This is a genomic window from Pseudomonas iridis (genome assembly GCF_017980685.1).
GTDB lineage: Bacteria > Pseudomonadota > Gammaproteobacteria > Pseudomonadales > Pseudomonadaceae > Aquipseudomonas > Aquipseudomonas iridis.
The window spans coordinates 264,024-279,605 of record NZ_JACXXO010000004.1 but is presented as its reverse complement, the minus strand read 5'-3'; the positions used below and the strand labels follow the sequence as shown (position 1 = coordinate 279,605).

Genomic DNA, 15,582 nt, shown 5'->3' with positions numbered 1-15,582 from the left:
TGTTCAGAAGAGCACCTTCGCCACATCCGCAAACCGCTTGGCGAAGTGCACGGTAATGCCTTCTTTCAAGTAGTCCGGCAGTTCGTCGAAGTTGCCCCGGTTCGGTTCTGGCAGGATCAACTCGAAAATCTTCTGCCGCCGGGCCGCGATCACCTTTTCACGTACCCCGCCAATCGGCAGTACATGTCCGGTCAGTGTCAGCTCGCCGGTCATCGCCACGCCTTTTTTCGGCGCTTGATTGCGTGCGAGAGAGAGCAAAGCGCTGGCCATGGTCACGCCGGCGCTCGGGCCATCCTTCGGTGTCGCGCCTTCCGGTACGTGCAGGTGGACGAAGGCTTCGTCGAAGAACTTCGCATCGCCGCCGAATTGCTTCAGGTTCGAGCTGACGTAGCTGTAGGCGATCTCCGCCGATTCCTTCATCACGTCACCCAACTGCCCGGTGAGTTTGAAACCGCGATTGAGTGTGTGGATCCGCGTCGCTTCGATCGGCAACGTGGCGCCGCCCATGCTGGTCCAGGCCAGTCCCGTGATGACACCTGTGCCGGACAGCACTTGCTCGTTGCGGAACACCGGATGGCCCAGCGAGGCTTCCAGATCTTTCGGCCCGAGTTTGATCATCGCTTTTGGCTCGTCGATCAGTTTCATCACCGCTTTGCGCACCAGTTTGCCCAGTTGTTTCTCCAACTGACGCACCCCGGCTTCACGGGCGTAACCGTCGATCAAGGTTTTCAGGGCGCTGTCGCTGATGCTCAGGCTACCCTTGGACACGCCGGCCTTTTCCAACAGTTTTGGCCACAAGTGACGCTTGGCGATGGCGACTTTTTCTTCGGTGATGTAGCCCGACAGACGAATCACTTCCATACGGTCGAGCAACGGGCCGGGGATCGAATCAAGCGTGTTGGCGGTGCAGACGAACAGGACTTTCGACAAGTCCATGCGCAGATCGAGGTAGTGGTCGAGGAATTCGACGTTCTGTTCCGGGTCGAGGGTTTCCAGCAGTGCCGAGGCCGGGTCGCCCTGGTAGCTCTGACCCATCTTGTCGATCTCGTCGAGCATGATCACCGGGTTCATCACCTCGACGTCTTTCAACGCCTGCACGAGTTTGCCTGGCTGTGCGCCGATGTAAGTGCGGCGGTGGCCCTTGATCTCGGCTTCGTCGCGCATGCCGCCGACGCTGAAGCGGTAGAACGGGCGGCCGAGGGATTCAGCGATGGATTTGCCGACACTGGTTTTACCAACGCCTGGCGGGCCGACCAGCAGCACGATAGAACCGCTGATCTCGCCTTTATAGGCACCGACCGCGAGGAATTCGAGGATGCGGTCCTTGATGTCGTCGAGGCCGGCGTGGTGTTTGTCCAGCACCTTGCGCGCGTGCTTGAGGTCGAGTTTGTCCGCGCCATAAACGCCCCACGGCACCGACGTCGCCCAGTCGAGGTAGTTGCGGGTGACCGCGTACTCCGGCGAGCCGGTCTCGAGGATCGACAGTTTGTGCGTTTCTTCGTCGAGGCGTTTCTGCACCTGCGCCGGCAGGACTTTACCTTCCAGACGCTGCTGGAACTGTTCGAGGTCAGCGCTGCGGTCGTCCTTGGTCAGGCCGAGTTCCTGCTGGATGACTTTGAGTTGTTCCTTGAGGAAGAACTCGCGCTGATGCTCGCCGATCTTGCGGTTGACCTCAGCGGAGATTTCTTTTTGCAGGCGCGCGACTTCGACTTCCTTGCGCAGCATCGGCAGGACTTTTTCCATGCGCTTGAGCATTGGCACGCAGTCGAGCACGGCTTGCAACTCGGCTCCAGTGGCCGAGGTCAGGGCGGCGGCGAAGTCGGTCAGTGGCGACGGGTCGTTGGGGCTGAAGCGGTTGAGGTAGTTCTTCAGCTCTTCGCTGTACAGCGGGTTGAGCGGCAGCAGTTCCTTGATCGCGTTGATCAGCGCCATGCCGTAGGCCTTGACCTCGTCGGTCGGCTCGGTCGGCTGATGCGGGTATTCGACTTCCACCAGATACGGCGGGCGGTGGTGCTTGAGCCAGGTCTTGATGCGGACGCGGCTCAGGCCTTGGGCGACGAACTGGAGTTTGCCGTTTTCGCGGCTGGCGTGGTGCACCTTGACCAGTGTCCCGTACTCGGGGAGGGCGTCGGTGTTGAAGTGGCGCGGGTCTTCCTGGGGCGTGTCCATGAAGAACAGGGCCAGGGAGTGGTGTTCGGATTTGCTGACCAGTTCGAGGGTTTCGGCCCACGGTTCTTCGTTGACGATGACCGGCAGCACTTGCGCCGGGAAGAACGGGCGGTTGTGGATCGGGATGATGTAGACCTTGTCCGGCAGGTTCTGGCCGGGCAGTGCCAGGCCTTTGCCGGAGGTGGTGTGTTCGATGTGGTCTTCGCTGGCTTCGGTGTAGTCGTCGGAGTTATCGGGGAATTCTTGCTGGTCGCTCATGGGGCACCTGCGCAATTGGGTATGGGTGTTAGATGGGGCAGGGCTTGAGTGGTTTCAATGGTGGGGGTGTGTTTCTGTTTGTGTGTTCAGGGTTTTGACAGGGGTCATGCTTTGGACTTGGCGGCCTTGGAGCCGACCAAGCTTGTAGCCCGATAACGCCAGCTCCTCTTCAGGACGGTACTTGTGCCCTTTGATTGGACTGTACCGATATCTATGTAAAGATAGTAAAAAACGCTATCTATGGTTATTTAACGCTAATTTCCGAATGAGGTTCTAAATGGATCCCTACCGTAATCCCTTCGCCCCCGGGGCTGGTTTTCCACCACCGGAGCTCGCTGGCCGAGACCCCATCCTGGAGATGGCTCGTATTTCCTGCGGGCGAGCAGTGAGAGGGAAACCTGCGCGGTCGCTGATGCTTCTGGGCCTTCGTGGCGTTGGCAAGACGGTTTTATTGAACGAAATCGGAAATATTGCGAGACAGCAGGAGATGCTCGTTTCTCAGCTTGAGGCTCCGGAGAAAAACACACTCTCTACTCTGCTTTACCCAGAACTACGGCGCGTGATGCGTTCACTTTCGGGATTTGAAGCGGCTAAGCAGATTGCCAGTCGGGGGATGGGCGCCCTGCGCAACTTTGCCTCGATTTTTAAAATTGACATCGGTGGCGTTGAGGTCGGTGTGGAAGGTGCAGAGCCTGGGCTCGCGGATAGTGGCGATCTGCAGCACGACCTCCCAGACCTGTTCACCGTTATTGGCGAAGGCGCAAAAGCCGCTGGCAAGGGGTGGATTCTGCTCATCGATGAAGTTCAGTACCTCTGCGAAGACGATTTATCCGCACTCATTGTTGCGATGCATCGAATGGCTCAGCGCGGGTTGCCTGTGGTTATGGTTGGAGCGGGACTGCCGCAGGTAGCTAAATTGGCTGGCGAGGCAAAGTCGTATGCGGAGCGGCTGTTCCTGTACCCACCTGTAGGCGCGCTTGATGAAGAAGCGGCAAAACTTGCAGTACGAAAACCCGTCGAGGAGGAGGAGCAAACCATTGAAGATGCTGCTCTCGACGCTATTTTTGCGCGAACCAAGGGTTATCCGTTTTTCTTGCAGGAATGGGGATCAACCTCATGGGATGTTGCATCTGGCCCTGCGATCACGCTCGGTGATGTCGAACGCGCCTATCCAGAGACTCTCTCGGGTCTTGATGCAGGCTTCTTCAAGGTTCGGTATGACCGGCTTACCAAGGCCGAGATCCAGTTTGTAATGGCGATGGCTGCTCTTGGTGACGGCCCTTATCCAATGGCAGGTATCGCCAGGGAGATGGCGCGCGATCAGTCATCGCTAGGCCCGGCTAGGGCCAATATCATTTCCAAAGGTATGATCTACAGCACCGACCATGGTTACCTTGATTTCACCGTTCCTCTTTTCGCGGAATACCTTCGCCGTCGTGGCGAATGAAAACACCCGTTCAATGAAATCGATCTAAAAACCTGTCAAACCTGACAGTTACATTACTTTCAGGCCCCCCACACTATTGCCACTCCACTTAGCGATTCAATGGAGTTGAATATGACTGGCAAGCGCATTGTCTTACCCGGTGTGACGGGAGAATTTACCGCGAAGATTGAGGAGCGTCCCGATCTTGAAGTGAATGATTGCGGTGTTCATTATGATGGCGAGTTTATTCACGTCTACGGCGCACAGGAAGAGAGCGCTCGAAAGTTTAGAAGCCTCTACTTTCTCTTCAAAAATAACGGGGCAACCAAGGCTCCGACTTTTTATCAGCTGATCTATCGATCGCTATCTGAGTTCACTCTGGAAAAGGCTGAAGCAAGGGAAGCGATATCGGTCGATATCAATTTCGATATTGAGAAAGGACTCTACCAAGCGTCTTTCAATGGAATCGTCAAGGGAGTGGGAGTCGGCCCTATGGATATTCTGTGTAGATTTGATTTGGTTAAGGCAGGGAATGCCAAAACCGCGCCTGCTCTCTGATAAAGAGCAAAGCCGTGCGCGGGAGGGTGTGATGCAGTGTCATCGCGTCCACCCTCGTGCGCACGGCACACCGGGCCATCAACCTTTTGCAGGGATCTCAAGGTTATCCAGCACCCGATTCACCGCCAGTTCCGCGAGCATGATGATTTGCTGGATCGCCAGGATCGTGCGCCGCTGGGGCAGGTCGATGTAGGCGGCGATGTCGCTGCTCATGAGGCTGGCTTGTGCCAGGGATTCGCAGGCGTGGACCAGCAGGCTTTCGCTGTCCTGGTCTGGCGCGACCTGAAACATGGTGCTGGGTTTGTGGAACCGCAGGGTGAGTGCGTTGGGTTTGAGGTAGTGGTCGAGGGCGCGTTCGGCGGCTTCGTGGAATTTCTTCGAATCGGGGGATTGGTAGGGCGAGGTGTCGTTGGTTTCTGGTGGATTGGGTGTGGGCTTTTTCATGGTGAATACTCAGTTGGTGAAAGTGGAGCTACCCACGATTGCCGCGAAGCAATCTGAGGTGGCAGCTGTACGCGGGTTCGCGGACCGATAACTGAGAAATCGGCATACCTCCAAGAAGGTATCCCGCGCACAGCCGCCATGACTCAAACAACAGGCACCGAGGCACCTTGAGGTTGGCGATTATGCATCAGTTATCGGGCCGCGACGCCCGGTCGCTGAATTTGCAGCGACCCCTTGAGCCTATCCACCCCATTTCCGACGCACAACCGACGCGACTTGTCGGAAATCTCCGCGCAATTCCCGGCGTCTGTAGGACGAGCAAAATTCCTACATCCAACGCTGATCAAACTGTGGGAGCTGGCTTGCCAGCGATGGCGATCTGTCAGCCGGCCTATTTGCTGCCTGATCCACCGCTATCGCTGGCAAGCCAGCTCCCACAGGTTTCTCCAGAGGATTCAAAATTGGCGTGCACAAAAAAGGCGATGCCCCTCGCGGGACATCGCCTTTTCCTTAACTGCCGTTAACGCTTATTCAGACAGTTTGTACGCAATCACATAGTCACCTTGCTTGGTGCCCAGCGAACCGTGGCCGCCGGCAACGACGAGCACGTATTGCTTGCCGTCCTTGCCGGTGTAGGTCATCGGTGTGGTTTGCGCGCCTGCTGGCAGGCGGCCTTCCCACAGTTGCTTGCCGTTTTTCACGTCGTAGGCACGCAGGTACTGGTCGAGAGTACCGCTCAGGAATGCAACGCCACCGGCAGTGGTGAACGTGCCGCCCAGGCTAGGTACGCCCATGCTCAGCGGGATCGGAACCGGCGAGCTGTCGCGCACGGTGCCGTTTTTGTGCATCCAGATGGTTTTGTTGTTGGTCAGGTCGACCGCGGCAACATAACCCCACGCTGGCGCCTGGCACGGCAGGCCCATTGGCGACAGCAGCGCTTCGAGGATCACACCGTACGGCGCGCCTTTGTTTGGCTGTACGCCTTCGGTTTCGCTGACACGTGGACCTTGCTTGGCAATATCGGCGGCCGGGATCAGTTTCGAACGGAACGCCATGTAGCTCGGGTTCACGAACGCGATCTGGCGAACCGGATCGACCGAGATGCCGCCCCAGTCGAACACGCCGAAGTTGCCTGGATAAACGATCGAACCTTGCAGCGACGGCGGGGTGAATGGGCCGTCATAACGCAGGGATTTGAAGTCGATCCGGCACAGCATCTGGTCGAACGGCGTAACGCCCCACATGTCGCGTTCTTTCAACGGCGGCGGCATGAAGTTCAGGTCGGATTTAGGTTGGGTTGGCGACGTGTGGTCGCCTTCCACCGCGCCTTGCGGTACCGGGATCTCGTTGATCGGCACAATGGCTTTGCCAGTGTTGCGATCCAGCACGTAGATGCTGCCTTGCTTGGTCGACGCCAGCACCGCAGGCTTCACGCCGTCTGCAGTTTTGATGTCCATCACGGTTGGCTGGCCGCCGACGTCCATGTCCCACAGGTCATGGTGGGTGAACTGGAAGTTCCAGCGCACTTTGCCAGTGGCGATGTCCAGCGCGGTCAGGCCGGCTGCGTGCAGTTCCGATTCAGGGGTGCGCGCGCCACCGAACTGGTCCGGGGTCTGGTTGCCCATCGGCAGGTAGAGCATGCCGAGTTTTTCATCCACCGCGAACATCGACCACATGTTGGGCGAGTTGCGGGTGTAGGTCTTGCCTTCGGCAATCGGCGTGGTGTCGTCCGGGTTGCCGCTGTCCCAGTTCCACACCAGTTTGCCGGTGTGCACGTCGAACGCGCGGATCACGCCGCTTGGTTCGTCGGTGGAAACGTTGTCGGTGACGTGACCGCCGATCACCACCAGGTCTTTGGTGACCGCTGGAGGCGAGGTGGAGTAGTAACCACCGGCATTGAAGCCGCCGATGTTGGCAGACAGGTCAACCTGGCCTTTGTCGCCGAAGTCTTCGCACATTTTGCCGGTGTCGGCGTTCAGGGCGATCAGACGGGTGTCGGCGGTCGGCAGGAAAATGCGACGTGGGCAAGCGCTGGCCGGGGCCGGGCTGGCCGAACCGGTCGGGCTCTGCTCGGACGCGTAGACCGCGTCGTCGTGGTAAGTCACGCCACGGCAGGTCATGTGCGCCCAGCCTTTGAAGTTGGCCGCGTTCTGCGTGCTCAGCTTCGGATCGAAACGCCAGATTTCCTTGCCCGAATCCGGATCAAGGGCAATCACCTGGCTGTGCGGCGTGCACACGTAGAGCATGCCGTTGACTTTGAGCGGGGTGTTTTCGGCAGTGGTTTCACCCGGATCGTTCGGCCCGGGGATGTCGCCAGTGCGGTAGGTCCACGCCGGGACCAGTTTGCTCACGTTGGCCGGAGTGATCTGGGCCAGTGGCGAATAACGGTCACCGTGGGCGCTGCGGCCGTAGGAGTTCCAGTCACCGTCGGGCATGGCCGGGGCGGTGTTGGTCATGCCTTCGACGCTGTCGCGATCCAGTTGGCCTTTGATTTCACCCGGGTTGGTGAATTGGCTGGCCAGAGCCGTCAGACCGGCCAGTACCACGGCCACGCTCAAGGCGCCGGTGCCCATCGGGGCAGGGCCGTTGAGCAGCAGCGGACGACGGAACCATGGCAGCAACATGACCAGGCCCAGCGCGAACAGCATCGCCAGACGTGGCACCAGTTGCCACCAGTCCAGACCGACTTCCCACAGCGCCCAAACGGTGCTGGCAAACAGCACGATGGCGTACAGGCCCAGCGCGGCGCGGCGGCGCAGCAGCAACAGAATGCCGGTCAGCGCGATGCCGATACCGGCCAGCAGGTAATACAGCGAGCCGCCGAGCATGCTCAGCTTGACCCCTCCGGCCAGCATGGCCAGGCCCATCAGTAGAAGCAGAATGCCGAGCAGGCTCGGTAGCAGACGGCCCCGACTCGAAGCACTTTCGGTGCTCATAGTGTGATTCTCCGTGACGTTTATGTAGTCCCGCGCTGTAGTCACTGTAGATGACGATTTGGCGTGGGCATGGTTCAGATAAAACTTGTCTAGCTAACGAATTTTCTTTGGGAGCTGGCTTGCCAGCGATTGCGGTCTATCTGCCGGCATGTCTGCTGTCTGATCCACCGCTATCGCTGGCAAGCCAGCTCCCACAGGTTTTTTCGGTGTTTTTTAGAACGAAGACTGGATCTTGATCCCGCCGATCAGTGCGTCATCCACCTTGTCCACACCGCCCGGATGGCGGATGTATTGCAGGTTCGGGCGTACGGTCAGCCAGTTCGTTACATGCACGCCGTAATACAGTTCGGCGCTGTATTCGGTGTCTTGCGGCGGCAGGAACGATGGATCGTCGTAGTCGTAGACCGCGCGCGTCTGATTGCTCTTCTCGGCGTTTTTGCGATAGGCCGGGTTGACGTGGACGCGGGCCATGGCGAAACCGATGTCGTCTTTGGCGCGCGCATCGAACGGACCTTTGTAGGTGATGCCGGCCTGCACGTAGTTGTCGATGGCGTTGGTTTTCTTGTCGTGCATCGTGCCGTTGGCGAACACGCTCAGGCCCCGGGAGTTGTCGCTGGCCTTGCTGGTGATTTGCTGCTGCATGCCGAGCCACACACCGTGTTTGCTGGAGGCGCTGCGGTAGGCTTCGCCACTCAGGGCGGCGGGTTGACCGTTGTTGTCCTTATAGACATCGCTGGCCTTGGCGTTACTGTAGTAATAACCGGCACGATACTCGCCCGGCAGGCCGTTGAATTTTGGCGTCCACACCAGTTCAACCGGCAGGATCGCGCCTTGGGTGCCGCTGCCGCTCAACTTGAAGCCGTTGCCGCGATCGAGGTTCGACGGGTTTTGCTCGTAAGCGCCGACCTGCGCGTACAACTCAGGCGTCAGGTGATATTTGACGCGCATCGCCCACTGGCTGACGGGCCAGTTGTACCAGATGCCGCCCACCCAGTTGCCGACCTGCGAGCCACAGAACGCCAGGTTCTGGAAGTCGCACGGGAAGCTGTTGAAGTCTTCGCCTTCGCCGAAACGGCCGATCTTGATGTCGAGTTTCTGGTCGAAGAATTTCTGCTGGTACCACATCTGTGTCAGGCGCGTGGTCTGGCCACGGCCCCAGACTTCCTGGGCCGACGTGAAGCCACCGACGCGCGGATCGTTGATGCGGTCGTTGCTGATGTTGTTGCCGCTGCGCTTGGTGATGGTCAGTTGAAACTCGGCGTCGTCCCAGCCAAGGATCTTTTGCAGGTCCAGGTGCGTGCCGAGGCCGAACTGGTCGCTGTAGCGCGCCGTGCGATCGTGGTTGTAGCCGCCGTGCAGGTTGCTGCCCATTTCGCCGGTGTAATCGAGCTTGAAGTCGTAGCCTTTTTCCGAGAGTTCTGTACGCGTGCCGTTCCAGTCACCGAGCATGTACGGCGATTCACTGTCGAACGCGGGAGCGGCTTGGGCGCAGGTGGCGAGGCCGAGGGCGGTGCAGCCGCCAATCAGGCGCAGGGTTGAGATAGCGCTATCTCGAAACAACGGAAAATCGGGCATAAATGGGTCTTTCTGGGTCTTTTTCTGGGGATAAGCTGGCCGCTACGATTTGTCGCAGGCAGTGAAGCGATTCAGCGGAAGGGCGGCAGGATAATGATCTGTAACAAAAAGACAAAGTGCTTTTGTCGACATGCAGCGTTTCGTATTCGGTAACAGTGCGGCAAACGGGCGCATTGTCGGGCGTCTGCGAGGCTGCGATCTTCGCGGGTTGACCTACATTTGAAGGAAGCACTTCCACCCGGTCTGCCCCTCGGCTAAGGTGCGCGGCTTCTGCATTTTCACTTCGCCCAAAGGCCAGGCATGAACGAACAAACCCCCGATCCGCTGCACGGCGTAACCCTCGAACAGATCCTCACCGCGCTGGTGGCCCACTACGAATGGTCGGGGCTGGCCGAGCGTATCGACATTCGTTGCTTCAAGAGCGATCCGAGCATCAAGTCGAGCCTGACGTTCCTGCGTAAAACCCCGTGGGCGCGGGAGAAAGTCGAGCGTCTGTACGTGAAGTTGATGCGCACCAAGCGACCACTCTGAGATGGACGCGGTGTGGCGCCATCGCTTGATCACCCTCGCAGCCGCCCTTGGCTGGGCAGGGTTGGGCATTCAGCTGTACCTGATTTTTATCGCGCGTTTGAGCGTCGATGCCAGTCTGCTGGGCGGGTTGGTGAGTTTCTTCAGCTATTTCACGGTGTTGACCAATACCTTGGTGGCCACCGTGCTGACCTGCGCCGTGACCTCGCGCGAATCCGCCGCACGGCGCTGGTTATTGCAACCATGGGTCAGTAGCGGTGTGACAGTGAGCATCGTTGTGGTCGGCCTCGCCTACAGTCTTTTGCTGCGGCATTTATGGCATCCCGAGGGTTGGCAATTCATCGCCGACGAATTGCTTCACGACGTGATGCCGCTGGCGTTTCTGGGCTACTGGTGGTTTTGCGTGCCGAAAGGCACGTTGCGCCTGTGGCATCTGCCGGTGTGGCTGATTTATCCGCTGGTGTATTTCGCTTACGCATTGCTGCGCGGGAATTTGCTCGGGGCGTATGCGTATCCGTTCATTGATGTGGCGGTGTTGGGTTATCCACAGGTGTTCATCAATGCCGGGGGAATATTGGCGGGGTTTGTGGGGATTGGCCTGGCGGTGATTGGCCTTGACCATTGGCGCTCCCGCACGAAGTTAAAGTACCTGTAGGAGTTGCCGCAGGCTGCGATCTTTTGACTTTGGCTTAAAAAGACAAGATCAAAAGATCGCAGCCAGCGGCAGTTCCTACAGGGGGTATCACTCTTCTTCAGAGCCCTCGGCACGCCAGTAGCCGACGGCTTTGACCAACTTTTCGTCCAGCCCGTGCTCATCCAGCAGCACCCGGCGAATCTGCCGCGAGACTTTGGTCTCGGTCGCCACCCACGCATACAGATTGCCCTTGGGCACCTGCAGTTGCTTGACGGTGGTCAGCAAGTTATCCGTGCCGCCCTCGCGCAGTACCCAGATCACACTGACCTGCGCGGCGCTTTCCAGCGTTTGCTGCTCGGCACCGTTTGCCACTTCGATCACCACCAGCGCCTTGCGATTGGCGGCCAGGCCTTCGAGGCGGCGGGCGATGGCGGGCAGGGCGGTTTCGTCGCCGATCAGCAGATAGCTGTCGAATATATCCGGCACGATCATCGAACCGCGCGGCCCGCCGATGTGCAGAAATTGGCCCGGCGTGGCCTGTTCGGCCCAGGTCGAGGCGGGGCCGTCGCCGTGCAGGACGAAATCGATGTCCAGCTCAAGTGTGTCGAGGTCATAGCGACGCGGCGTGTAGTCGCGCATCTCGGGCATCGGGCCTTCGTTTTTGCCGCCGAGCACCATTGTCTCGAGTGCGGCGGTTTCTTCGGCGTTCTGCGGGAACAGCAGTTTGACGTGATCGTCAGTGCCCAGGCTGATAAAACCGGCCAATTCGGGCCCGCCCAGGGTGATGCGGCGCATGCGCGGGGTCAGGTCGACCACACGCAGCACTTGCAGGCGACGGCGTTTGATTTCGTGCATCACGCGGTGAATGGTTTGGGTATCGACTGCAGTCATTCGGCTTTCTCCGGGGCAGGTTGAACGGCGGGGCCGTCGACAATCGCTTTGGCGGTGTTGTTGAGCAGATCCCGTACGCGCAGGATTTCTTCGGGGCTCCAGCGCCCGTGGTGCAACTGCAAAGCGTGGCGCAGGTTGTGCACCGCTTCATGGATTTCCGGCGGCCGGTCATGGCCGCGCAGCGAGCGCTTGCTGACGTCGATGCGCATGCGCACACCATCGAGGGCCACTGTTTGCTCGCTCAGGGACAGGCGCCCGGCGTCGGTCACGCTGTAGCGTTTCTTGCCACCTTCGGCGTCACCGCTGATCAGTTCGCTTTCTTCCAGAAAGGTCAGGGTCGGGTAGATCACGCCGGGGCTCGGGCTGTAGGCGCCGTCGAACATGCCTTCGATCTGACGGATCAGGTCGTACCCGTGGCAGGGCTGTTCGGCGACCAGTGCCAGCAGCAGCAATTTCAGGTCGCCCGGGGCAAACACTCGCGGGCCGCGCCCACCGCGTTCACGACCGGGGCGTTTTTCGAAGCCGTCACGGCCGTCGCCGTGCTCGCGGTGGGGGGAATGATGGTCTCTCATTTCTGTCTTCTCTCGTCGTGTTTAGATACAACTTAAGATATATCTTATGGCCGATGCAAGACATTCGGATCAGTGGTCGCCACGGCGCTGCAACGAAAATGACCGCTCTCGTTGATGCGGGATGGATTTTGTTTTTTTCTAGAGTAATTGTGCTAATTACAACAGTGTGAAATCGAATATTAGTTTCGTTATTAGCGCGTGGATCAGTAATAACAAGCGTTCTGGGTCGTTTTAAATCTGTATGTTTTTTTGCTGAAAACTGTATGTAGTATAGTTCTGAGAGTCACTGTTCTCTTAATTGCCAAAAACAGTTTTTTTCCTCTTTTACATGGGTATCAGTAACTACGGCTAGTGGTGAAATTTCCTACTTACTTTGTGGTTGAATTACTTGATCATGCCTCCGCGTTGAAAGTTAAGTCGGCAACCGACAAAAGTTTCCACGCGCCAATCCTTATCAAAAGCAGGTACTGATCATGTTCAAGAAGTTTGCAATTTCCGCCCCGATGGCCATCCTGGCACTGAGTTCTTCCGTGGCGTTTGCCGCAGACCCGATTAGCCAGACGATCAATATCAAGGCATTCGTGCCGACTTCGCTGTTCAATGTGGCCCCGCAGACGCCTGGCTTCGGTGTTGATGAAACCATGACCCAACTGGGCAGCGGCGAACTGAGCACCATCACTGAAATCTTCAACATGAAGCATACCGATAACAAGGGCGCGATCAATGCCGTGCTCGACGGTACCGCGGCGTTGTACAACGGCCGCGACAGCATCCCGTTGAGCGTCAAGATCGGTGGCGTGGAAGTGACCAGCGTCTCCACCGAAATCGTGAACGAAACTGACTCTGTACCTGGCGTGCAGCGTGAAATGATTATCAAGGCTGCCCCGCCAGCGGCTACTCAATCGGGTAACTACTCGGGTAGTTTCGCTGTGGTATTCGAGCCTGTGTTGAAGCCGTGAAACAACTTTTTGAATAACGCACTGCTTATTCAATAGTCTTGGCCCACTGGTCATCTTTCGATGATCAGTGGACGCCAGCTCATCAAGTAACTCGAGTATTAAAGACCATGTTCCCGATGACGCCCATCGCGGCAGCGCTCGCACTTTTTTTATGTGCCAGTGCCTTGGCCGCGCCCACTAATAACGCTAACACGCCGCGCAGTCTGCTCGCTCAGGCCAAGGGGTTGCCGGCGGAATTCGAAGAACATTTCTTCGATGTGCCATTAGCTGTTCGGGTTGAGCGTGATCAACAATTTCTCGGTGAGGCGATGGTCGTGTTAAGCAAGGATGATCGTGTCACTCTGCTGGAATTTACCGACACCGGCGATAGCCAGATCCCTGCCAGTGAACGGGATTTATTGGGCAGTTTTTTGAAGCAGGGGGTAGGCCTGGGCGCCTGTCAGGGCAGTTGCCCCGACCAGGTGCTGGCGGTGCATTACAACCTGCAGAATTCGCTGGTATCGATCGCTACCGAAAATGCTGAGCGCGGCAGTGACGCTCTACGCTATTACGCTCTCCCCGAAAAGGGCAGCACCGGGTTGATCCTGCGTAATCAACTGAACCTCAACGGCGGTCAGGAGCAAGACCTCGGCGGTCGCTATGGCCTTGAGGCGAGCAGCAGCCTCGGCAACTGGACGCAACGCGTCAACCTGCAAGTGGCGCGCCTGGGCGGACCTGACGACAAGCTCTATCACGCAGTGCACGAGCTGTACGGCCAGCGTGAGTTGCAGGGCAATTTTCTGCGCCTGGGTTATTTCACCCCCAGCTCCGAAGGCCTGACGCGGCAGTTGCGTTCATTTGGCGCCAGCCCCGATACGGCGGCGGGCGTGATGTTTGGCAGCTCCGACAGTCTGGCGGTCAACAATCCTACGCCCAGCGTTTACCCGATTTACGTCACGGCCAACCGCCAGGCATCGGTGGAAATCTATCGCAATGGTCTGTTGATCAACACCCAAGCGGTCAGTGCCGGCCTGCAAACCCTCGACACCCGGACGCTGCCTGGGGGCATTTACGAAGTCGAAGTGCGGCTGATCGAAGACGGCCAGATCACCTCAACCACGCAGGATCTGGTGTACAAACCCAGCAACTGGCGCAATCACGATGAGCGTTGGCGCTACAGCGTGTTCGCCGGCCAGGAAAGCAAATTGTTGAGTAACTGGGACGAACAGTCTCGTGGGGACATGACGGCCGGTGCAGCGCTGAATTATCTGCTGCACCCGCGGGTGATCGTCGGCCTCTCGGCGCGGCAACTGCAAGGCAAGCAGCAAGTGGCTTCGTCGATTGACTGGACGTTGGCCAATAACACCAGCCTGTACGCCAACGTTTACCAGACCGAAGACCACGGCACCGGGATGGATCTGCAAGGCATCTACAACTATGGCTCGGGCAACCTGTTCGCCACGCATAACCGCAGCTGGCTGGACACCACCAATATTTATGAGACCTTGCCGGACGGTACGCGGGTCCGCCAACGCAACGTGTTTATCGGCCAGACCGCCAACACGTCGCTGGCGATCAACCATCGACTCAACAGCAAGCAATCGCTCAATGGCCGGATTTCCCATAGCGAGGGCAATGTCGAGGGCGTCGGTATCGACCTGGGCTGGACGCAACGCAGCCTGCTGCTTGGCAGTGATGCCAGTTGGCGTTTCTCGGTGTTCGATCGCCCCGCCAGTTTCAGCAGCGGGCAGGCACGCAATCGCGGAGTCGATTTGAGTGTCAGCCTGGCCCTCGGCGCAAAGGGCGAACAGTGGTCGGGCAGCATCGGTACGCGCACGGCCCGGGAGGGTGGCCGCGACAACAACGCGTCGCTGACCTACAACAAGACTCTGGAAAACCACGTACTGCAAAACGTCTCGGTCACGGCGCTCGCTGACACCTATGGCGTCGGCGTATCAGGCCTTGGCAGTTTCCGCACCGATGCATTCAATGGCGATGCGTTCATTCAGCGCTCGTCCTATAACGGCAATTACACCGGCGGTCTCAACCTCGACAGCACCGTGGCCGTGGGCGCAGACAAGATCGTCATGACCAGCCAGCACGCCAGCGGCGGTGCCGGGATGATCATCGACGTCGAAAGCGACCTCGACGACATCGCCCTGCGCGCCGACGACCTCAGTGGCGGCAGCACAACCCTGCGCCCGGGGCGCAATTACGTGTCACTGACCGCCTATAAAAACAGCTCGGTGAGCTTTGATTTCGAAGGCAACCACGTGCCGTCCGCCAGCATTCAACCGCAGCGCGCCCGCTACCACATGAACAAGGGCGGAGTGGGGTATCGCAAGATCACCGTGAGCAGAACCCTGACCGTGCTCGGGCGTTTGCTCGATCCGCAAGGCAAGCCGCTCAAGGGCCATCACATCATCAACCACGCCAGTCGCGGTGTCAGCGAGGTGGACGGCTTCTTCTCGATGGAGATGAACGCCGGTTCACCGACCCTCGAAGTGCGCTCCGGTGAACAGTTGCTGTGCCAGTTCCGCCTCGACACGGCCAATGCGCGCAGTGAAAACGATGTGCTGATGATCGGGGATCTGCGTTGCACGCCGGATACGTTGGCCGATGCCACGCCTGCCCCGACTACGGCAGGTTGAAC

The 15,582-nt window shown here is 58.5% G+C and carries 12 protein-coding genes; 6 read left to right on the top strand and 6 right to left on the bottom strand.

The window, feature by feature from the left end; translation table 11 throughout:
- Window positions 1-3: 3 nt before the first annotated feature.
- Complete coding sequence (lon, locus tag IEQ42_RS10415) at window positions 4-2,427, bottom strand: endopeptidase La (protein ID WP_228731971.1); 2,424 nt, start codon at window positions 2,425-2,427, stop codon at window positions 4-6.
- Between the two features lie 277 nt (window positions 2,428-2,704).
- Here lon and IEQ42_RS10410 point away from each other — a divergent pair, with 277 nt between their 5' ends.
- Entirely contained in the window at window positions 2,705-3,874 is a 1,170-nt protein-coding gene (locus IEQ42_RS10410) for an ATP-binding protein (protein ID WP_210703453.1), read from the top strand.
- A gap of 111 nt (window positions 3,875-3,985) precedes the next feature.
- Window positions 3,986-4,411, top strand: coding sequence for a hypothetical protein (locus IEQ42_RS10405; protein ID WP_210703452.1), 426 nt, complete (start codon window positions 3,986-3,988; stop codon window positions 4,409-4,411).
- A 78-nt stretch (window positions 4,412-4,489) separates the two neighbouring features.
- Here IEQ42_RS10405 and IEQ42_RS10400 read toward each other — a convergent pair whose 3' ends face one another.
- From IEQ42_RS10400 to IEQ42_RS10390, 3 genes are all read right to left on the bottom strand, one after another.
- Window positions 4,490-4,855, bottom strand: a complete 366-nt coding sequence (locus tag IEQ42_RS10400) for a DUF6124 family protein (protein WP_210703451.1) — start codon at window positions 4,853-4,855, stop codon at window positions 4,490-4,492.
- Window positions 4,856-5,382: 527 nt separating this feature from the next.
- Window positions 5,383-7,791 (bottom strand): glucose/quinate/shikimate family membrane-bound PQQ-dependent dehydrogenase, encoded by a 2,409-nt coding sequence (locus IEQ42_RS10395; RefSeq protein ID WP_150592745.1) that lies wholly within the window; start codon window positions 7,789-7,791, stop codon window positions 5,383-5,385.
- 213 nt (window positions 7,792-8,004) lie between these two features.
- Window positions 8,005-9,366, bottom strand: a complete 1,362-nt coding sequence (locus IEQ42_RS10390) for a carbohydrate porin (RefSeq protein WP_210703450.1) — start codon at window positions 9,364-9,366, stop codon at window positions 8,005-8,007.
- 300 nt (window positions 9,367-9,666) lie between these two features.
- Here IEQ42_RS10390 and IEQ42_RS10385 point away from each other — a divergent pair, with 300 nt between their 5' ends.
- Together IEQ42_RS10385 and IEQ42_RS10380 are read left to right on the top strand one after the other, a co-directional pair.
- A complete protein-coding gene (locus IEQ42_RS10385; protein WP_042560787.1) occupies window positions 9,667-9,897 on the top strand; it encodes a VF530 family protein in 231 nt (76 codons plus the stop codon).
- A gap of 1 nt (window position 9,898) precedes the next feature.
- Window positions 9,899-10,549 (top strand): Pr6Pr family membrane protein, encoded by a 651-nt coding sequence (locus tag IEQ42_RS10380; RefSeq protein WP_210703449.1) that lies wholly within the window; start codon window positions 9,899-9,901, stop codon window positions 10,547-10,549.
- Window positions 10,550-10,636: 87 nt separating this feature from the next.
- On the opposite strand, the gene IEQ42_RS10375 is transcribed toward IEQ42_RS10380, so the two are convergent.
- Window positions 10,637-11,419, bottom strand: a complete 783-nt coding sequence (locus IEQ42_RS10375) for a siderophore-interacting protein (protein ID WP_210703448.1) — start codon at window positions 11,417-11,419, stop codon at window positions 10,637-10,639.
- The gene (locus IEQ42_RS10370) at window positions 11,416-11,991 is read right to left on the bottom strand and encodes a PadR family transcriptional regulator (RefSeq protein ID WP_042560784.1); all 576 of its coding nucleotides are present in this window, start codon (window positions 11,989-11,991) and stop codon (window positions 11,416-11,418) included. Before IEQ42_RS10370 ends, IEQ42_RS10375 begins: the two co-directional genes overlap by 4 nt.
- Window positions 11,992-12,464: 473 nt before the next feature.
- On the opposite strand from IEQ42_RS10370, the gene IEQ42_RS10365 reads away from it, so the two are divergent.
- A complete protein-coding gene (locus IEQ42_RS10365; protein ID WP_210703447.1) occupies window positions 12,465-12,950 on the top strand; it encodes a CS1 type fimbrial major subunit in 486 nt (161 codons plus the stop codon).
- 107 nt (window positions 12,951-13,057) lie between these two features.
- Complete coding sequence (locus IEQ42_RS10360; RefSeq protein ID WP_210703446.1) at window positions 13,058-15,580, top strand: TcfC E-set like domain-containing protein; 2,523 nt, start codon at window positions 13,058-13,060, stop codon at window positions 15,578-15,580.
- Window positions 15,581-15,582: the final 2 nt, after the last annotated feature.